Consider the following 18251-nt stretch of genomic DNA (forward strand, 5'->3'; position numbering starts at 1 on the left):
AAGTAACACGCCCGGTTACGTCTGATGGGCCGCGGAGGGGTACGAAGCTCGCCAGTCGTCCTCGCAGCTTTCCGACTCGATCAGCTCGATTACCGCCGCGACGGTAGCCCGCAACGTTCCGCCATCCGACGCGGCGAGCCGAACCGCCCATCCGGCCTGATTGGGCAAGTCACTGACCGCAAGGTAGACACGCCTGTCGCCCATGAGCACGCTGAGCGACTCGAGGTCTCGCGACAGCGCCGTCATCGTTTCGTCGAACCCTTCACCGGCGACGTACACGGTCCCAAAGGCCGTCGGGGCACGGCGGACCCGCGGCATCGACTCGAGCGTCTGCGCGTCGAGTGCGAGCAGCGTTCCGTCCGGGGCGGTGACGGCCACGCCGGACTCATAGCTGCCAAACGTCTCGTCCGTCAGATCGGGGTGCAGCACAACGGCGTCCACGAGCACCGCCCGCCCACCCGGTTCGACGCACACCTGCAGGCGCTGGCGATAGCGCGCATGCGCAGTGAGGATGCGCGGCGAGGGGTCGAACAGCAGCCGACTGCTCGCGTCCACCCGCAGGCTGGTGTCCTCGACTGCCTGCGCACCACCGTGAACGCCGCTGACGGTCGTCGCACCCTGGCCACGGACCACTGCCGACCCGCCGTCGAGCACCTCGATCCGCTGCCTGACGACGTCACCGGGAATGACCGTGCCAGCACAGTTCTGGATGGTCACCGCCCCGACGCCGGGTCGTGCCGGGTCGGTGAAGACCCGCCCGATCAGCAGCGGCCACCGGTAGCGGCGCCGGGTCAGCGCGGTGCGCCCGGCGACGCTTGCGAACACCAGGTCGAGGGCGCTGCCGGTGCTCACACGAACAGCACCTCCCGCTCGAGCACGTCCATCACCGCCTCGATCCCCTCGCCGCTGCTGGCGTTGGTGGCGAGCACGGCTCGGCCGTTGCGCACTTCGTTGGCTTCCTTCAGCATCAGCGGCAGGTCGACGCGAACATAGGGTGCGAGATCAATCTTGTTGACCACCAACAGATCGCACCGCAGCACACCCGGTCCACGCTTGCGCGGGATGTCATCGCCCCCGGCCACGTCGATTACGAACAGCCAGTAGTCCACCAGATCCCGGGAGAACGTCGACGCAAGGTTGTCACCACCCGATTCGAGCAGAATCAGCTCGGTGTCGGGGTAGGCGGCCTCGAGGGCATCGGCGGCGGCGATGTTCAGTGACGGGTCCTCGCGGATCACGGTGTGCGGACAGCCGCCGGCTTCGACGGCCCGTACGCGCTGCGGGTCGATAAGCCCGGAGCGGCGGATCCGCTCCGCGTCCTCGGCCGTCACCAGATCGTTGGTGATCACCGAGACCGAGCGACTGCGCCGGGCGAATCCAGCGAGCAGCGCCTCGATGAGCGCGGTCTTGCCGGATCCGACCGGCCCGCCGATGCCGATGCGTGCGGCTCTCATCGCAGCATGTACTTCCTCGAAAATGCCACGGTGGCAGCCGGTTCGGCGGTGAGCAGCGCGCCATCGGCGCGGACCTCGAACGTGCGGGGATCGACCTCGACATGAGGAAGGGCGTCGTTGCGCACCATGTCCTTCTTGCGCAGCCCGCGTACCGACTTGATCGGCAGCACGTTCTTGCGCAGTCCCAAGGTCTGCGGTATGCCCGCGTCGATCGCGAGGGAGGACATGAACACGAACCCGAGTTCGGCGGCCGCGTCGCCAAGAGCGCCCCAGTTGGGCCGCTGGATGATCGGTTCCGACGACGAGATGGACCCTGCCGCGTCGCCGAGCGCCGCCCACGCGATCATCCCGTTTTTGAGTACCACCCTCGGTTTGACGCCGAAGAACGCGGGCTGCCAGATCACCAGGTCGGCCACCTTGCCGGGCTCGACGGACCCGATGTGCGCGTCAGCGCCGATCGAAATGGCCGGGTTGATGGTGAGTTTCGCGATGTAGCGCTTGACGCGTTCGTTGTCCGCGACGGCGGTTGTCTCCTCCGGCAGCCGCCCGATGCGCTGCTTCATCACCGCCGCCAGCTGCCAGCAGTTGGTGATGTTCTCGGCGAGCCGGCCCATGCCTTGGGTATCGCTGCCGAAGATCGAGATGGCTCCCATGTCGTGCAGGAAGTCCTCGGCGACCATGGTCTGTGGCCGGATCCGGGCCTCGGCGAACGCAATGTCTTCGGGCGCTTCCCAATTCATCAAGTGCGCGATCATCGTCATCGGCACGCCCTCGTCGAGCCCGGTGATCGTGTAGGGGTTGGTGGGGTTGGTCGTACCGGGAATGACGTTCTCGTAGCCGACGCACCGGATCAGGTCGGGGGCGTGTCCTCCGCCCGCGCCTTCCACGTGATACATGTGGATGGTCCGGCCGTCGATCGTCGACAGCGTCCGCTCGGAGAACCCGAACTCGTTGATCGAGTCGGTGTGCAAGTGCACCGCGAAGTCGGCGGAATCGGCGGCCTGCAGCGTCTTGTCGATGACGGCAGGCGACGCCCCCAAGTCTTCGTGGATCTTCACCGCGCCTGCGCCTGCGGCCACCGATTCCAAGACTGCCGCCGGATCGGAGGACCCGCGGCCGAACGCGACGAAGTTCATGGGTGTGTAATCGCCGGCCTTCAGGAACAGCCCGAGGTTGCGGGGGCTTCCAGTGGCGACTTCGAATGTTGGACCCAGCGATCCACCGATGAGGGTCGTGGTCCCGGTCGACAGCGCATGCTCGACCTGCTGTGGCGAAATCAGGTGCGCGTGGGTTTCGATCGCGCCGGCAGTCACGATCATGCCCTCGGCCGGGATCGGCGTCGTGCTGGTGCCGACGACCAGTCCAGGGGTGACACCGGGCATGGTGTCCGGGTTGCCCGCCTTTCCGATGCCGACGATTCTGCCGTCGCGGATGCCGATGTCCGCCTTGATGATTCCGACCACCGCGTCGACGATGACCGCATTGCCGATGACGTAGTCGAGGGCGCCGTCCGACGGCTTCGTGGAAGGTCGGTACCCCTCGCCATCCCGCACGGACTTGCCTGCGCCGGCGAGCAGCTCATAACCGGGTGCCGTGTCATCCCGTTCGACCTCGACGAAGAGGTCCGAGTCGGCGAGGCGGATCCGATCCCCCTTGGTGGGGCCGAACATGCGGGCGTAGGACTGCCGATCGATCGATGTCACCGGGCCGTCAGCCTTCACGCTGCGCGGCGAGTGCCGCATCGAGTGCGCCGGCTGCGTCGAGTGGCCCGTTGACCACTCCCGAGAAGCCCTGGGCGACACGATCACCGGCCATCGGAACGAGCTTCACCTCCACGGGGATACCGGGTTCGAACCGCACTCCGCCACCGGAGGCCACGTCGAGCTTGCGGCCCCAAGCCGCGCGGCGGTCGAACTCGAGCGCTGGGTTGGTTTCGAAGAAGTGCGATTGGCTGCGCACCTGAATATCCCGGTCGCCGCGATTGACGACCGTCAGTGACAGGCGCTCGGCGTCCGGGAAGAGCTCGATCGGTTCGTCCCCGACGATGACCTCGCCTGGGCGGATGTCGTTCTCCCCGGCGATGATCGGGTCGATCAGCGTGACGAGTTTGGTGCCGTCCGGGAACGGAGCGTCTACCGCCACGATGCGCACCATGTCGGGCACACCCGGCTCGCACACCTCGGCCGTGAGTAGCGCTGCGGCGTGGTCGATCACCTCGTCGTAGGCCATGTTCTTGCGCGCCGCGAGCATCACCTCGTCGGCCAGCAAGGCCACCGCTTCTGGGTGACTCAACGGGATGCCTTCGCGGAGGTTTCGCCGCGCCAGCTCGGCGGCGCTGAACACCGTGAGGCGCTCGAGCTCGGTGGGCGTCAAGTTCACACGATCTCCTTCATCTGCGGGGGGGTCAACTGGCGAACAGCCGCACGCCGTCATCGTGGCGCTGGGCCGCGATGTCGGCGTAGGCGGTGAAGGCGGCGGGCTCGGAGGGTGGCTGGCGTTGCAGCAGCTCGAGTAGGAGCGGGTTCACAGTCGTCACGACCCGTTGGGCGCCGAGGTGACCGCAAATTCCGAGCCGCAGTGCGGCACCGGTGATTCCGGAGACCACCTGCCACGCCGCGACGGCCTCCGCAGTTTCGAGGGTGAGGCCGGCGGCACGGAAGCAGACCGCCTGGGCCACCGCCAGGTGACCGGGCGCGGCCCCAGCGAGCACCCGGCCTCGATAGTCGTCGAGACCCGGGTCGATCACTGCGGCGAACGTGGTGAGGGTGGCCGCACCGGCGCGGCGGGATGCCTCCCGCAGCACCGACATCGTCGCGACGACCTCGGCGAAGGCGTCCACGGCGGAAGGGTCCGGGTCAGCCCACGCTCGCCGCATCAGGACGCGGTCGCGCCGATGCCAATTGCCCTCGAGCTGCTCTGCGACGAAGGCAGCCACGTCACCCTCGTCCTGGACGATTCCGTCACGGTGCGAGCCCTCCAACCCCGAGGAGAAGGCGAACCCACCTGACGGAAATGCGCTGTCCCCGAACCGCATGGCGGCAAGCAGCTGCCCAAGATCAGTCATCGAGCGACTCGACTCGCCCACTCTCGAGCAGCTCGACGATCCGGGAGGTGTAGTCGGCTCGCGGCCCCTCCAGGTGAACCACGACGGTGTCGTCGTGCTGGTCGACCTTCCAATGCAGGTGGCCGGCGAGGAAGCCGAGCCGCAACGCGGCCCCAATGTCCTTGGCCCGCAACGTCATCGTCCGTGGCGCCCCGGACCGCACCACCACCGCGTGATCGGGCTCAAGCAGCAACACCGCCCCGTCGGCGAGTGCGCTGCCCCGCGGCAGCACGATGGCGTAGTCGGTGCCCGCATCCGACGTCGCGCGCAGCCGTTTGCGATCGAGATCGTGAACATCCAGGTGGAGGTACTCGACGGTGTGATGGTGGCGCAGTTCGTGCAAGCGATCGGCGACAGCCTGGTCCGTCACCCACCCGACGATCCCGTCCAGCATCCGCACTATGCGGCCTTCGCAACGACCGGCGCGATCCTGCCGACCACGTCGGAATTTTGCTCCAGCGCGTAGCCGAACTGAAGGATCTCTGGCTCGGCGAACGGCTTTCCGATGATCTGCACCCCGAGCGGAAGCCCGTCTGCGGTGAACGCCGCCGGTATCGACAAGGATGGCAGTCCGGTGACGTTGGCCGGCGCCGACAGGCGCACGTAGGCGGGGGTCGCACCTTCGACGGTGCCGTCCCCCCACCTGACGAAGGGATCGGACCGCAGGGTCGCGGCCGCGGCCAGGGTGGGTGCGAGCAACACGTCGATCGAGGAGAACAGCTCCCTCCATGCGGCCTGGATCAGCGTCCGCAGCCGCAGCGCGTTGATGTAGTCAGTGGCGAGTTCTGCGGCGCCGACCTCGAGAAGCGTGCGGGTCTCGTCGGTGAACTTCTCCGGGGAATTGCGCAGGTAGTCCATGTGGTACGCGGTGGCCTCCGGCATCATGATCGCCCACTCGGTGGGAATGATGTGTTCGGCCATCGGAATCGTTACCTCGACCAGTTCGGCGCCGAGCGCCTCCAGCGTGGCTGCGGCGGTGGTGGCCGCCTGCGCCGCCTCGCCTGCGACCTGTTCGTTGTAGTAGTTGACCGGGATGCCGATCTTCTTCCCTGCCACGCCTGCGTCGATCCCGGTCACCATGTCCGGCACCGGCACGTCGACGGTGGCCGGGTCGGTGCGGTCATAGCCAGACATCGCGGCCATCACCAACGCCGAATCGACCACGTTGCGGCTGAGCGGCCCGACGTGGTCGAGCGACCACGACAGCGATGCGACTCCGACCCGGGAGGCGCGGCCGAATGTCGGCTTGAGGCCGACCGTGCCGCACAGCGCGGCCGGGATGCGGATGGATCCGCCGGTGTCGCTGCCGAGCGCGACGTGCACGACGCCGCTAGCCACCGCGGCTCCTGAGCCACCGCTCGACCCGCCTGGTGTGCGGTCCGGCGCCCAGGGGTTGCCGGTAGTGGGAGTGGTTGCACCGTAGGCGAATTCGTGGGTGTGGGTCTTGCCGATCAGGATCATCCCGGCTTCGTACAGCTTCGCGACGGACACCGAATCGGCATCCGGCACGTAGTCGGTCCGCTGCGCGGAGCTCGACGTGGTCCTGACACCGGCGGTGTCGTAGAGATCCTTTACGGCCAGCGGAATACCGTGCAGCGGACCCCGATACTTGCCGTCGCCGATCTCCTTCTCGGCGATCTTGGCCTGTTCCATCGCGATTTCCGGTGTGGTCGTGACGAACGCAGTGAGCGTGGGTTCGACCTCTTCCAGCCGGGCCAGCGCCGACTGGGTGACCTCGACCGGCGAAACCTCCTTGGTACGGATCTTCTCCGAGACCTCGGTCATGGAAAGTTCGTACAGTTCCATCGCGGTGTGCCTTCTGCTCAGTCCCAGGACGCCTTGAAGGCGACGGCCGGGACGGTCTCGCCAAGGCCCGGCGTCGAGGCCTTCCGAATCAGCGCGAGCGTCGATGAGTAGGTTTCGTAGTTCGCCGCCAGCCGATCCGGCGGCATGGCCAGCCCGGCGTAGGAGAACGCGGCAGACACTTCGGCTTCCGAAGGCACGGCTTCAAAATCCGACATGGCGTCAGTTGACTATGCGTCGGGGTCACCGAGGTGCACGGCCGGTTTCATCGTCATTACGCGGCACACGAGAGAGCGGTGGCGGAGGGATTTGAACCCCCGGACGGTGTTAGCCGTCTCTCGCTTTCAAGGCGAGTGCATTAGGCCGCTCTGCCACGCCACCGTCGACAAGCCTAAGGGGTGCCTACACCCGCCCCAACCGGGCCGGCGTGGCGTCGGCCTTCAGCGCCTCCCCGACGCGGTGGCAGCTCACCTCGAGTGCGGAGACCTGCGTGCGCGACAACTTTCCGAGGAAGTGGTTGCGAACCCCCTGGCCATAGGTCACCATCGCCGCGGCAAGCGCTTGGCGGCCCTGGTCGGTGATGCAGGCCAGCACGCCGCGCCCGTCATCGGGGCTCGAAATGCGTTGCACCAGGTTCTGCGTCTCGAGCCGGTGGATTTGGCGAGTCACCCTGCTGGGCAACGACATCAGTTCGTCGGCGACGTCGCCCATGCGCGCCGATCCGCCCGGCGACCTGATTAGGACGTCGAGTAGGCGGACGTCGTTGAGCGTCAGGTGATGCTGGTCGACGAGGGACCGATTGAGCGTGGCGTACACCCGCAACGCCGCATCCAAGAAATTTTGCCACGCGCGCTGTTCGGCGACGTCCAGGCCAGGCATGGCGCTGGCCGTTCGTCCGGTGGTTTGCTCCCCCATTGCGTCATAGTAGGACTGTGCCCCGCGAGTAGTAGCGTTATCGACATGCGTGCGATCATCGCCGAATCCCCAACTCAGCTCAGCTGGCATGAAGTGCCGGACGTCGCAGTTCAGCCGGGTGAAATCATGATCGAAGTCGCTGCTGCCGGCGTCAACCGCGCCGACCTGTTACAGGCCTCCGGCCACTATCCGCCGCCGCCAGGCGCCAGCGCCATCATCGGCCTCGAAGTCTCGGGCCACATCGCAGAGGTCGGCGACGGCGTTGACGGCTGGTCGATCGGCCAGCCGGTGGCGGCTTTGCTGGCAGGCGGCGGCTACGCGCAGCGGGTCGCCGTCCCCGCCGGGCAGGTGATGCCCGTACCCGCCGGCGTCGAACTGCACCACGCCGCCGGGCTCCCGGAGGTGGCGTGCACCGTCTGGTCCAACCTGATCATGACCGCCCATCTGAGCGAAGGCCAGGTGGTGCTGATCCACGGCGGCGCCAGCGGCATCGGAACCCACGCCATCCAGGTGGCCCGGACCCTAGGCGCGCGCGTCGCCGTCACGGCCGGATCCGCCGAAAAGCTGGCGCTGTGTACCGAACTCGGCGCCGACGTCGCGATCTCCTACCGAGACGACGACTTCGTCGAGCGCCTCCGCGCGGAGACCGGCGGAGCGGGCGCCGACGTGATTCTCGACATCATGGGTGCGGCCTACCTCGACCGCAACGTCGACGCGTTGGCCCCCGACGGCCGGCTCGTCGTCATCGGCTTCCAGGGCGGGGTGAAGGCAGAGCTCAACCTCGGCAAGCTGATGGCCAAGCGCGCGGGCGTGATCTCCACGGCGCTGCGCTCCCGGCCCGTGGACGGGCCGGGCGGCAAGAGTGCCATCGTCGCCGAGACGGTCGCCGCGGTGTGGCCGATGATCGCCGACGGCAGAGTGCGCCCGATCATCGGCGCCGAACTGCCCATCGAGCAGGCGGCCGAGGCGCACCGGCTGCTGAGTTCCGGCGAGGTGTCCGGGAAAGTGATTCTGCGCGTCTCTGATTGATAGCTCAGCCCAGCGAGGCGAGCGCGCGCACCAGCTGGTCGAGCTCGGCCACTGTGGAGTAGTGCGACAGCCCGATGGTGACCGCGCCACCGATGTCGTTGACGCCGATGGCGTCGAGCACCCGCGAGCTCGTATTGCACACGGCGAGCACGCCGTTGTCGGCGAGACGCTGCACCACCCGCTCGGCGGGCACTCCGTGCACCGCCAGGCTGACGACCGGGATGCGCACCTCGGGCTGCCCGATCAGCATCACCAACGGAAGCGAACGCAGCGCCATCACCAGATAGTCGAACAGCCGGTCCATGTAGCCAGCAGCGGATTGCATTGAGACGGCGAGTCTTTCGCGCCGAGTCCCGGACGCGGACTCATCGAGGTTGGCGAGATACTCGATGCTGGCCACCAACCCGGCCAACATACCGAACTGGTGGGTGCCGACCTCCAGCCGGGCGGCGCCGACGGCGAACGGGTCAATGGACACCGAACTGAAGGAATCGATCACGTTCGGATCGCGGAACACCAACGCCCCCACGGGTGGTCCGCCCCACGCCACGGCGTTCAACGCGACGACGTCGACCTCGAGCTCATCGATGTCGATCAACCGGTACGGCGCCGCGGCAGAGTGGTCGAGCACGACCAGCGCGCCGTTCTCGTGGGCCAGCTTGGTCACCGGCCGCAGGTCCGTCACGGTGCCCACGGACGACGACGCCGACGCGATCGCGACCAGCCGCGTGGGGCTGTCGATCAGGGTCTCCCACTGCCAGGCCGGCAAGTCGGCGGTCTCGATGTCGACCTCGGCCCACTTCACCTTCGCGCCGTAGCGACTCGCGGCCCGCAACCACGGGGCGATGTTGGCCTCGTCGTCGAGCCGCGTGACCACGACCTCCTGACCGAGCCCGATCCGCGACGGCCCGGCGTCGGCCAACGCGGACAGCAGGATGGCGCGGTCGGCGCCGAGCACGACGCCCCTGGGATCACCGCCGATGAGGTCGGCGACCGCCTGGCGCGCGGTCTTGAGCACGTTGGCACTGCGCTGCGCGGCGGGATGCGGCCCGACGTCCGTCGTCATCGATCCGCGGAACGCGGTGGACACGGTGGTGGCGACCGAATCCGGCAGCAGCATGCCGCGCTGGGCATCGAAGTGCACCCAGCCGTCGCCCAGCGACGGGTGCAGACCCCGCACCCGGGCGACGTCGTATGCCATGCCAGCCACCTTCGAGCGTCTGTGATCACTGCAAGCCGAAATGATTTCGGAGGTGCCCGCCCGCGCTGATGCCGCGACGGACCGGGTCACCTGGGCAGCCATACTAGTGCAGTGAGCTTGGCGTCCGGGGTGCTAGTGGCACTGTTGTTGCTGGTCATCCCTGGAGCAATCGTGGCGCGTACAGCGCAGCTAACGTGGCCCGTCGCCGTGGCCGTTGGACCTGCCTTGACCTACGGGGTTGTTGCGCTTGCAATCCTCCCGATGGGCGCAGTAGGCATTCCGTGGACCGCATGGACCGCGTTGCTTGCTCTCGTGATCGTTGTGATCCTCGTCACGGTTGCGCAACTGGCACTTTCGCGCTTCCGTGAGCGTGCCGCAGAGGACCGCGCACCGAGCCTCGGACCGGCCCTCGTGGTGGCCGCCGGGGTCGTGCTTGGCGCGCTGCTCGTCGGCTTCGCAGCAATGCGTGGGATACCGCACTGGCAATCGATCCCAAGTACGTGGGATTCGGTCTGGCACGCCAATACCGTGCGGTTCATCCTCGAGACCGGCCAGGCGTCGCCAACGCACATGGGCGATCTCCGCAACGTCGAGACCCGCGACGCGCTGTACTACCCATCCACCTTCCACGCACTGGCCGCCCTCCAATGCCAGCTCACCGGTGCGGCCCCCACGACGGCGTACACCCTGAACTCGCTCGCCGCCGCGGTGTGGCTGTTCCCCTCCAGCGCCGCGGTGCTCACCTGGCAGCTACTGCGGCCGCGCATGGACCAGTGGCGCACCGCGGGGTCGGCGGCCGCGGCGGCCGCGCTGTCGGCGTCGTTCACCGCCATCCCCTACGTCGAGTTCGACACCGCGTCGATGCCCAACATGGCCGCATACGGCGTCGCCGTGCCGACCTTCGTGCTGATCGCCTCGACGCTGAGGCACCGCGACCGCATCCCGCTGGCAGTGCTCGCACTGCTCGGGGTGTTCTCCGTCCACATCACCGGCGGCGTCGTCGCCGTGGTGCTCGTGGTGGCCTGGTGGCTGTGCGACGCGCTGTGGCGACCCGTCCGCGGGCGGCTGGCCGACTTCGTCAGCCTGGTGCTGGTGGCGGTCCCGACGGCGGCGCTCCTGCTACCGCAGTTCCTCGGCGTCCTGCAGCAGGCCGAGATCATCGTCGGCCACGCGTTCGTCACGCACGAGGGCAAGAAGAAGGCGCTGTTCGACGCCGTCGTGCAGCACACCCGTCACCTCAACGACTATCCGATCCAGAACATCGTCGTCGCACTCGCAGGCATCGGGTTCGTGATGCTGCTGGTGCGTCGGATCTGGTGGCCGGCCGCGGTGTGGGCGCTCATGGTCGTGTCGATCATCCACTCGTCGGCACCGTTCGGCGGACCGATCGGCGAGCTCACCGGCATGTTCAGCGACCTGTTCTACAGCGACCCGCGTCGACTCTCCGCCGTCATCACGCTGCTGCTCGCCCCGATGGCGGGCGTCGCGTTGTTCACCATGACGCAGTTCGTCGTCGAACAATGCCGAAAGTGGTTCGAACGCTTGAGGTCTCGTGAGACGTCGACGCGCTTCTGGCAGGCGGCGACGGCCGTCATCGTGCTGGCCGTGTCGATCGGCCTCGCGTGGCACTACTTCCCGCGGCACCGCTACCTCATCGGCGAGAAGTACGACTCGGTGATGATCGATGCCGACGACCTTCAGGCCTTCGACTACCTTGCCAAGCTGCCCGGTGCCCGCGACACCCTGATCGGGAACGCCAACACCGACGGCACCGCGTGGATGTACGCCATCAACGGACTGCACCCACTGTGGACCCACTACGACTACCCGCAGCAGCAGGGGCCTGGGTATCACCGCTTCATCTTCTGGGCGTACGCCGACGACGCCGACACCGATCCGCGCGTCGCGGAGGCCGTCCATGCACTGAACATCCGCTACGTAGTGACCGGCACACCGGTGGTCCGCGGGTTCGTCATGCCCGACGGGCTAGTGTCGCTAGACAAGTCGAGGTCGTGGAAGCAGATCTACGACAACGGCGAGGACCGCATCTACGAATGGCAAGGACCGTAGGAGTTCACGAGGCGATGACGAGCAACAACGGCGATTTCGAGATCATCGACGACGTCCACACCGACGACGACGTCGAGGCCGACGACAAGTCGATCACCGACCTGGTCGAGCAGCCTGCGAAGGTCATGCGGATCGGCACGATGATCAAGCAACTGCTCGAGGAGGTGCGGGCCGCTCCGCTCGACGACGCCAGCCGCAACCGGCTGCGCGACATCCACCGCACCAGCATCCGCGAACTCGAGGAGGGGCTGGCCCCCGAGCTGCGCGACGAGCTCGAGCGGCTCACCTTGCCGTTCTCCGACGACTCCATCCCTTCGGACGCCGAGCTTCGCATCGCGCAGGCACAGCTGGTCGGCTGGCTCGAAGGGCTGTTCCACGGCATCCAGACGGCGCTGTTCGCCCAGCAGATGGCGGCGCGCTCGCAACTGGAGCAGATGCGACAAGGTGCGCTGCCGCCCGGCGTCACCGGCATTCAAGGCGGACACGGGCCGACGCATCCCGGGACCGGCCAGTACCTCTAACAGTGACAATCGAGTCGTCCCACCCGTCCATCTCCACCCACAACGCGTGGGTCGAGTTCCCGATCTTCGACGCCAAGTCACGCTCGTTGAAGAAGGCGTTCCTCGGGAAGGCCGGTGGCACCATCGGCCGCAACGAGTCCAACGTCGTCGTCATCGAGGCACTGCGCGACATCACCATGTCGCTCGAGATGGGCGACCGGGTCGGGTTGGTTGGGCACAACGGCGCGGGCAAGTCGACACTGCTGCGGCTGCTTTCGGGCATCTACGAACCGACCCGCGGTTCGGCGACCGTCCGCGGCCGCGTGGCCCCGGTGTTCGACCTCGGCGTCGGCATGGACCCCGAGATCTCCGGGTTCGAGAACATCCTCATCCGGGGAATGTTCCTCGGTCAGACCCGAAAGCAGATGGCGGCCAAGGTCGACGAGATCGCCGAGTTCACCGAGCTCGGCGACTACCTGTCGATGCCGCTGCGGACGTACTCCACCGGCATGCGGGTACGCCTCGCGATGGGCGTGGTGACCAGTATCGACCCAGAGATCCTGCTGCTCGACGAGGGCATCGGCGCCGTCGACGCCGAGTTCCTCAAGAAGGCTCGCACCCGACTTCAGGATCTGGTCGCCCGCTCCGGCATCCTCGTATTCGCCAGCCACTCAAACGAATTCCTCGCCCGCCTGTGCAAGACGGCGATGTGGATCGACCACGGCACCATCAAGATGACCGGCGGCATCGAGGACGTCGTGCGCGCCTACGAGGGCGACGACGCCGCCCATCACGTGCACGAGATCCTCGAAGAAGACGAACGCGAGCGCCAGCATGAGTGAGACCGTATGCGCGGTCGTGGTCACCCACCGGCGGCTGGATCAGCTGGCCACTTCGCTCAAGGCAGTGGCCGGCCAGACCCGGGCGCCCGACCACCTCATCGTGGTCGACAACGACGACGATCCCCTTGTGCAGGAACTCGTTTCGGCACAACCCGTTCCGAGCACGTACCTAGGCTCTCGGCGCAACCTCGGCGGTGCGGGCGGCTTCGCGCTCGGCATGCTGCAGGCGCTCGCCACCGGCGCGGACTGGGTGTGGCTGGCCGACGACGACGGCAGCCCCGCCGACTCGGGTGTGCTCGGGACGTTGTTGGATTGTGCGACAAGGCATTCCCTTGCCGAGGTGTCGCCGATGGTGTGCGATCTCGACGACCCCGCCCGGCTGGCGTTCCCGCTGCGACGTGGCCTGGCGTGGCGGCGACGGGTCGACGAACTGCGCGTCGACGGCGCCGGCGACCTGCTGCCCGGCATCGCATCGTTGTTCAACGGCGCGCTGTTTAGGGCTTCGACGCTGGAAGCCGTTGGCGTTCCGGATGTCCGGCTCTTCATCCGAGGTGACGAGACCGACTTGCACCGCAGGCTCGTCCTGTCGGGGCTACCGTTCGGCACCTGCCTGGACGCGGTGTACCTGCACCCGCAGGGCACCGACGAGTTCAAGCCGATCCTCGGCGGTCGCATGCACACGCAGTACCCCGCCGACGAGACCAAGCGCTACTTCACCTACCGCAACAGGGGTTACCTGCAGGCGCAACGAGGAATGCGGCTTCTCGCGCCTCAGGAGTGGCTCCGATTCGGGTGGTTCTTCCTGGTGACCAAGCGGGACCCCGCTGGCTTCGCGGAGTGGATTCGGCTGCGCCGCTTGGGCAGACGCGAGAGGTTTCAGCGATGACGTTCACGGACGCGGCGGCGCAGTCGAAGACCTTCGCCCGCGCCTGGCAGGATCTGGCCGACGGGTTCGGCAAGCGCGAACTGTGGCTGCACCTGGGTTGGCAGGACATCAAGCAGCGGTACCGGCGTTCGGTGCTCGGCCCGTTCTGGATCACCATCGCGACGGGCACCATGGCCGTGGCCCTCGGTGGCCTGTACTCCAAACTCTTTCACCTCGAACTGCGCGAGCACCTGCCCTACGTCACGCTCGGGCTGATCATCTGGAACCTCATCAACGCCGCGATCCTCGAGGGCGCCGACGTGTTCGTCGCCAATGAGGGCCTCATCAAACAACTTCCGACGCCGTTGAGCGTGCACGTCTACCGGCTGGTGTGGCGTCAGATCATCCTGTTCGGGCACAACATCATCATCTTCGTCATCATCGCGATCATCTTCCCGCAACCCTGGAAGTGGACCGATCTGTCATTCATTCCCGCGCTGGCGCTGATCGCGCTGAACTGCGTGTGGGTGGCCCTGTGTTTCGGCATCCTGTCCACCCGCTATCGCGACATCAGCCCGCTGCTGTTCAGCCTCGTGCAGCTGCTCTTCTACATGACGCCGATCATCTGGAACGACCAGACGCTGCGAGACCAGGGCGCGGGGGGCTGGGCGAAGATCATCGAGTTCAACCCACTGCTTCACTACGTCGACATCGTGCGGGCGCCGCTGCTTGGCGCCGACCAGGAGCTCCGGCACTGGATCGTGGTGATCGCGCTGACCATCATCGGATGGACGGTCACCGCATTCGCCATGCGGCAATACCGGGGCCGCGTCGCGTACTGGGTGTAAAACACATCACGTGACGCTGATCGGCCGTGCTGAAGAGCTCCACGCGCTGCGAACCCTGATCACACGCGCCCGCAACGGGGTCAGCGGTGCGCTCATCGTGCGCGGCGAGCCAGGCATCGGCAAGACTGCGCTCTTGGAGGCGGCGACGTCGGAACTCTCCGGGACCAAGGTCATCCGCTCCGACGGCTACGAGGCCGAACTCTCGATGCCATTCGCTGCCCTGCAGCGGGTCGGCACGTCGTTGACCGACCAGCTCGATGCGCTGCCCGCCCGCCAACAGCAGGCGTTGCGCGTTGCGTGGGGCACCGCGGACGGGCCCGCACCCGACCGGTTCCTGGTCGGGCTCGGCATGCTCGGGCTGTTCGCCGCCGCCAGCAGTGTCCGTCCCATCGTCTGCGTCGTGGACGACGCACACTGGCTGGACTCCGAGTCTCGCGAAGTGTTGGCGTTCGTCGCACGCAGGCTGCAGGCAGAATCCACCGTGCTGCTGTTCGCGGCCCGCGACGACGTCGAGGCCGAGACTCAACTGGCAGGCATCACCGAGCTGCGGCTCGCAGGCCTCGACACCCCGGCTGCCGTGGCCCTGCTGTCTGCAGCAGCCTCCGACGTCGACCCATTCACCGCCACCCAGATCGCCGCCGCCACCGGAGGAAACCCACTGGCGCTCATCGACCTTGCGCGTGACCTGAGCATCCGCCAACTCAGCCGCCTATCGGTGTCGCTCGACCCGGTACCCATCAGCAACCACCTCGAGGCGCACTACCTCCGCCAGGTGCGAGAACTGCCGCCGGATGCCCAAACGTGGCTGCTACTTGCCGCCGCCGAGCCGTCGGGCCACCACACACTCGTCGCCAACGCGGCTGCGGCCCTGGGCCTTTCCGCTGACTGCGCATTCGACGCCGAACACGCCAACCTGGTATCGGTGGGCGACGTCATCGCTTTCCGCCATCCGCTGGTGCGTTCGGCGATCTACGGTGCCACCCACGGAGCCGAGCGCCGACAGGCCCATGCGGCACTCGCCAATCAAGCGGGTCGCCTCGGCCTCGTCGACGAAGAGGCCTGGCACGCCGCGGCATCCACGCCGGGTACCGACTCAGCCGTGGCCGACCGATTGGAGGCCGTAGCCCAGCGTGCGGCCCGCCGAGGCGGCCTGGTCTCTCAGGCCCGGCTACTCACCCGCGCGGCCGAACTCACGCCGCCGGGTCCGAAGCGCAACGACCGGTTGCTGTTCGCCGCAGGGGCGGCAGCAGAAGCCGGAGCGGCCCAGCTGTCCTCGGATCTACTCGACCGGATCGACGCCACGGACCTCGCTCCCGTGCAGCGCGGCCGGATGATCGTGACCCGCACGGAACTCGCCATCTTCATCGCCGACCCCGGCCCGATCGTGCGCTCGCCCGCGGACCTGCTCGCAGCGGCCGACGAATTCCACGGCCACGAACCCGAACTCGAGCAGATCGCCCTGTTGCGGGCGTTCGAGCTTGCGTTCGTCACCGACGTACTCATGCAGGGCACCACGATCGACGAGCTGGGCCGGCGCGTCAAGGCCGGCGCTGACGTGCTGGGCGGCCCGCGGGCCACGGTCATGCAGGGGCTCGCCGCACACGCGCTGCTGCCCTACGCCGAAGGCGTGCCCGTGATGCGCGCTGCACTCGCCGCCCTGGAAACGCTCGACGACGGCGCGATCACCACCTTCGGATACGTCGGAATCATCTTGGCCACAGCGCTTTTCGATAAGCTGGCTGGCGTCACCTACCTCGAGCGGCTCGGCGGGATCGCCAGAGAGGCCGGCGCCCTGCGCACGTTGGACACCGTGCTGTGGGTGCGCGCATTGTTCGAACTCGACACGGGCGACCCCGCCGCGTGCGGGGCGTTCGTCAAGCAGGTCCGCGAACTGCGCCAAGCCATCGGGTACGCCGCCGAGAACGTGGTAAACGTCGCCCATCTGGCATGGACGGGCACACCGCGCGACCAGTTGGAGCTCATCGCCGACGCCGTGCGCACCACCGGCTTCGGCGGTGTCTACACGTCGGCGATCTCGGCGATGGCGATAGTCGACCTTGCCGACGGCCGGTACCTGGACGCGTACAAGCGGCTCAAGCCGACAATGGACGCCCCGCTATTGCAGGTGACGTACATCCGGCTGGCCGACTACGTGGAGGCCTCGGCGCGCAGCGGTCAGCTCGACGACGCACAACGCACCGCACGCCAACTCACGACGATGGCGGAAGCCAGTCCGACACCCGCGCTGCGAGGACTCGACCACCGGTGCCGAGCGCTGCTGGCTTCCGATGCAGACGCCGAAGCTCACTACGCGCAAGCCATCGACCAGCTGGCTGCGGCCGACAGACCGGCCGACCTCGGACGAGCACACCTGCTCTACGGAGAATGGCTGCGTAGACGGAAGCGCCGCCGCGACGCGCGATCGCAGTTGCACACTGCCGTCGGTATCTTCGACCGAATCGGGGCACCGGCGTTCGCCAAACGTGCCCGCAACGAACTCGCCGCGACCGGCGAGAAGGTCAGCGAGCTGCACGTCGTCGCCGGCGTAGAGATGTCGCCCCGGGAGGCGGCGGTGGCGCAGCTGGCCGCGGCCGGTCACACCAACGCCGAGATCGGAGCCACGCTGTTCATCAGTGCCAACACGGTCGACTACCACCTGCGCAAGGTATTCGGGAAGCTCGGCGTCTCGTCGCGGCGCCAACTTGCCGAGCGCTTCGACGGGTAACGACTACGTGCCGCACGTGGTCCGCGGCCGCGGTTCCGTCGCGATGCTGTGCTCATGCCCTACGTCACGACAGAGGACGGCACGCAGCTGTTCTACAAGGACTGGGGCACAGCGGGCTCACCCGTACTGCTCTCCCACGGCTGGCCGCTGAACGCCGACGCGTGGGACGCGGCGGCGCTGTTCCTGGCCGCGCATGGGCATCGCGCGATCACGCACGATCGTCGTGGGCATGGTCGCTCATCGCAGCCGTGGCACGGCAACGAGATGGACACCTACGCAGACGATCTGGCGGCGGTCATCGAGGCATTGGACCTGACGGACGTGACGTTGGTCGGGCACTCGACGGGCGGCGGCGAGATCGTGCGCTACGTCGGCAGACACGGCACGTCGCGGGTCGCACGGCTGGTGTTGGTGTCGGCGGTGCCGCCGCTGATGCTGCGCACGGCCGACAACCCGGGCGGTTTGCTTATCGAGACGTTCGACGCCATCCGCGACGGCGAGCTCGCCGACCGCTCCCAGAGCTATCGCGACCTGGCCGACGGTCCGTTCTTCGGACACAACCGCAAAGGTGACGTATCCCAAGGCATTCGGGACGCGTTCTGGTTGCAGAGCATGGCCTGCGGGCATCGGGCTGCCTTCGAATGCATCGCCGGCTTCTCGGCCACCGACTTCCGTGAGGACCTTGCCAAGATCGACGTGCCGACACTCGTCATCCACGGCGACGACGACCAGATCGTGCCGTTCGAGGTCGGCGGGAAGCGTTCCGCCGAGCTCATCGACGGCGCCGAACTCAAGGTCTACCACGGGCGTCCGCACGGGTTGCCCGACACTGACCGCGACCGGCTGCACTCCGACCTACTGGCCTTCATCAACTCCTAACCGAAACGAGGAATCCA

Annotated in this window: 18 protein-coding genes and 1 tRNA gene; 8 read left to right on the forward strand and 11 right to left on the reverse strand. The window is 67.4% G+C overall.

Annotation, left to right across the window (positions count from 1 at the left end; translation table 11 throughout):
- Positions 1-15: 15 nt before the first annotated feature.
- The 10 genes from SLQ33_RS04405 to SLQ33_RS04450 all read right to left on the reverse strand — a co-directional run bounded on the left by SLQ33_RS04405 (position 16) and on the right by SLQ33_RS04450 (position 7275).
- Positions 16-852 (reverse strand): urease accessory protein UreD, encoded by an 837-nt coding sequence (locus SLQ33_RS04405; RefSeq protein WP_319452591.1) that lies wholly within the window; start codon positions 850-852, stop codon positions 16-18.
- The gene (gene ureG, locus SLQ33_RS04410) at positions 849-1454 is read right to left on the reverse strand and encodes an urease accessory protein UreG (protein WP_319452592.1); all 606 of its coding nucleotides are present in this window, start codon (positions 1452-1454) and stop codon (positions 849-851) included. Before ureG ends, SLQ33_RS04405 begins: the two co-directional genes overlap by 4 nt.
- Positions 1451-3157 (reverse strand): urease subunit alpha, encoded by a 1707-nt coding sequence (gene ureC, locus SLQ33_RS04415; protein ID WP_319452593.1) that lies wholly within the window; start codon positions 3155-3157, stop codon positions 1451-1453. Before ureC ends, ureG begins: the two co-directional genes overlap by 4 nt.
- A gap of 7 nt (positions 3158-3164) precedes the next feature.
- Positions 3165-3833 carry an urease subunit beta gene (gene ureB / locus SLQ33_RS04420; RefSeq protein WP_319452594.1) on the reverse strand — a complete coding sequence of 223 codons (669 nt, stop codon included), beginning with the start codon at positions 3831-3833 and terminating at the stop codon, positions 3165-3167.
- A gap of 25 nt (positions 3834-3858) precedes the next feature.
- A complete protein-coding gene (locus SLQ33_RS04425; RefSeq protein ID WP_319452595.1) occupies positions 3859-4518 on the reverse strand; it encodes an urease accessory protein UreF in 660 nt (219 codons plus the stop codon).
- Positions 4511-4951 (reverse strand): urease accessory protein UreE, encoded by a 441-nt coding sequence (gene ureE / locus SLQ33_RS04430; RefSeq protein WP_319453251.1) that lies wholly within the window; start codon positions 4949-4951, stop codon positions 4511-4513. Before ureE ends, SLQ33_RS04425 begins: the two co-directional genes overlap by 8 nt.
- A gap of 5 nt (positions 4952-4956) precedes the next feature.
- On the reverse strand, positions 4957-6342 hold the full coding sequence (locus tag SLQ33_RS04435) for an amidase (protein ID WP_319452596.1): 1386 nt from the start codon (positions 6340-6342) through the stop codon (positions 4957-4959).
- A gap of 38 nt (positions 6343-6380) precedes the next feature.
- Positions 6381-6578 carry a hypothetical protein gene (locus SLQ33_RS04440; RefSeq protein ID WP_319452597.1) on the reverse strand — a complete coding sequence of 66 codons (198 nt, stop codon included), beginning with the start codon at positions 6576-6578 and terminating at the stop codon, positions 6381-6383.
- Positions 6579-6654: 76 nt separating this feature from the next.
- Positions 6655-6741, reverse strand: a tRNA-Ser gene (locus SLQ33_RS04445).
- 21 nt (positions 6742-6762) lie between these two features.
- Entirely contained in the window at positions 6763-7275 is a 513-nt protein-coding gene (locus SLQ33_RS04450; protein ID WP_319452598.1) for a MarR family winged helix-turn-helix transcriptional regulator, read from the reverse strand.
- A 45-nt stretch (positions 7276-7320) separates the two neighbouring features.
- On the opposite strand from SLQ33_RS04450, the gene SLQ33_RS04455 reads away from it, so the two are divergent.
- Positions 7321-8304: an NAD(P)H-quinone oxidoreductase gene (locus SLQ33_RS04455; RefSeq protein WP_319452599.1), complete on the forward strand. Its 984-nt coding sequence runs from the start codon at positions 7321-7323 to the stop codon at positions 8302-8304.
- Between the two features lie 4 nt (positions 8305-8308).
- Here the strand turns inward: SLQ33_RS04455 and SLQ33_RS04460 are convergent, their stop codons facing one another.
- Positions 8309-9505 carry a cysteine desulfurase-like protein gene (locus SLQ33_RS04460; protein ID WP_319452600.1) on the reverse strand — a complete coding sequence of 399 codons (1197 nt, stop codon included), beginning with the start codon at positions 9503-9505 and terminating at the stop codon, positions 8309-8311.
- Positions 9506-9616: 111 nt separating this feature from the next.
- Here SLQ33_RS04460 and SLQ33_RS04465 point away from each other — a divergent pair, with 111 nt between their 5' ends.
- From SLQ33_RS04465 to SLQ33_RS04495, 7 genes are read left to right on the forward strand one after another with little or no spacing between them, the layout of a single operon-like run.
- A complete protein-coding gene (locus SLQ33_RS04465) occupies positions 9617-11575 on the forward strand; it encodes a DUF6541 family protein (protein ID WP_319452601.1) in 1959 nt (652 codons plus the stop codon).
- A gap of 14 nt (positions 11576-11589) precedes the next feature.
- Positions 11590-12096: a bacterial proteasome activator family protein gene (locus tag SLQ33_RS04470; protein WP_319452602.1), complete on the forward strand. Its 507-nt coding sequence runs from the start codon at positions 11590-11592 to the stop codon at positions 12094-12096.
- A gap of 8 nt (positions 12097-12104) precedes the next feature.
- Positions 12105-12917, forward strand: a complete 813-nt coding sequence (locus SLQ33_RS04475; RefSeq protein ID WP_319453252.1) for an ABC transporter ATP-binding protein — start codon at positions 12105-12107, stop codon at positions 12915-12917.
- On the forward strand, positions 12910-13803 hold the full coding sequence (locus tag SLQ33_RS04480; protein WP_319452603.1) for a glycosyltransferase family 2 protein: 894 nt from the start codon (positions 12910-12912) through the stop codon (positions 13801-13803). The genes SLQ33_RS04475 and SLQ33_RS04480 overlap by 8 nt, the downstream gene beginning before the upstream one ends.
- Positions 13800-14630, forward strand: a complete 831-nt coding sequence (locus SLQ33_RS04485) for an ABC transporter permease (RefSeq protein WP_319452604.1) — start codon at positions 13800-13802, stop codon at positions 14628-14630. The genes SLQ33_RS04480 and SLQ33_RS04485 overlap by 4 nt, the downstream gene beginning before the upstream one ends.
- A 10-nt stretch (positions 14631-14640) precedes the next feature.
- The gene (locus tag SLQ33_RS04490; RefSeq protein WP_319452605.1) at positions 14641-17355 is read left to right on the forward strand and encodes a helix-turn-helix transcriptional regulator; all 2715 of its coding nucleotides are present in this window, start codon (positions 14641-14643) and stop codon (positions 17353-17355) included.
- Positions 17356-17409: 54 nt separating this feature from the next.
- The gene (locus tag SLQ33_RS04495) at positions 17410-18234 is read left to right on the forward strand and encodes an alpha/beta hydrolase (RefSeq protein ID WP_319452606.1); all 825 of its coding nucleotides are present in this window, start codon (positions 17410-17412) and stop codon (positions 18232-18234) included.
- Positions 18235-18251: the final 17 nt, after the last annotated feature.

The sequence above is a fragment of the Mycobacterium sp. RTGN6 genome (assembly GCF_033804605.1).
Lineage (GTDB): Bacteria > Actinomycetota > Actinomycetes > Mycobacteriales > Mycobacteriaceae > Mycobacterium.

What these genes read in the sequence shown, in the direction of transcription:
- SLQ33_RS04460 (WP_319452600.1), bottom strand. Translation starts at nt 9,505, where the DNA reads ATGGCATACGACGTCGCCCGGGTGCGGGGTCTGCACCCGTCGCTGGGC.
- SLQ33_RS04495 (WP_319452606.1), top strand. Translation starts at nt 17,410, where the DNA reads ATGCCCTACGTCACGACAGAGGACGGCACGCAGCTGTTCTACAAGGAC.
- SLQ33_RS04440 (WP_319452597.1), bottom strand. Translation starts at nt 6,578, where the DNA reads ATGTCGGATTTTGAAGCCGTGCCTTCGGAAGCCGAAGTGTCTGCCGCG.
- SLQ33_RS04435 (WP_319452596.1), bottom strand. Translation starts at nt 6,342, where the DNA reads ATGACCGAGGTCTCGGAGAAGATCCGTACCAAGGAGGTTTCGCCGGTC.
- SLQ33_RS04480 (WP_319452603.1), top strand. Translation starts at nt 12,910, where the DNA reads ATGAGTGAGACCGTATGCGCGGTCGTGGTCACCCACCGGCGGCTGGAT.
- ureG (WP_319452592.1), bottom strand. Translation starts at nt 1,454, where the DNA reads ATGAGAGCCGCACGCATCGGCATCGGCGGGCCGGTCGGATCCGGCAAG.
- ureE (WP_319453251.1), bottom strand. Translation starts at nt 4,951, where the DNA reads ATGCTGGACGGGATCGTCGGGTGGGTGACGGACCAGGCTGTCGCCGAT.
- SLQ33_RS04450 (WP_319452598.1), bottom strand. Translation starts at nt 7,275, where the DNA reads ATGGGGGAGCAAACCACCGGACGAACGGCCAGCGCCATGCCTGGCCTG.
- SLQ33_RS04485 (WP_319452604.1), top strand. Translation starts at nt 13,800, where the DNA reads ATGACGTTCACGGACGCGGCGGCGCAGTCGAAGACCTTCGCCCGCGCC.
- SLQ33_RS04425 (WP_319452595.1), bottom strand. Translation starts at nt 4,518, where the DNA reads ATGACTGATCTTGGGCAGCTGCTTGCCGCCATGCGGTTCGGGGACAGC.
- SLQ33_RS04470 (WP_319452602.1), top strand. Translation starts at nt 11,590, where the DNA reads ATGACGAGCAACAACGGCGATTTCGAGATCATCGACGACGTCCACACC.
- SLQ33_RS04455 (WP_319452599.1), top strand. Translation starts at nt 7,321, where the DNA reads ATGCGTGCGATCATCGCCGAATCCCCAACTCAGCTCAGCTGGCATGAA.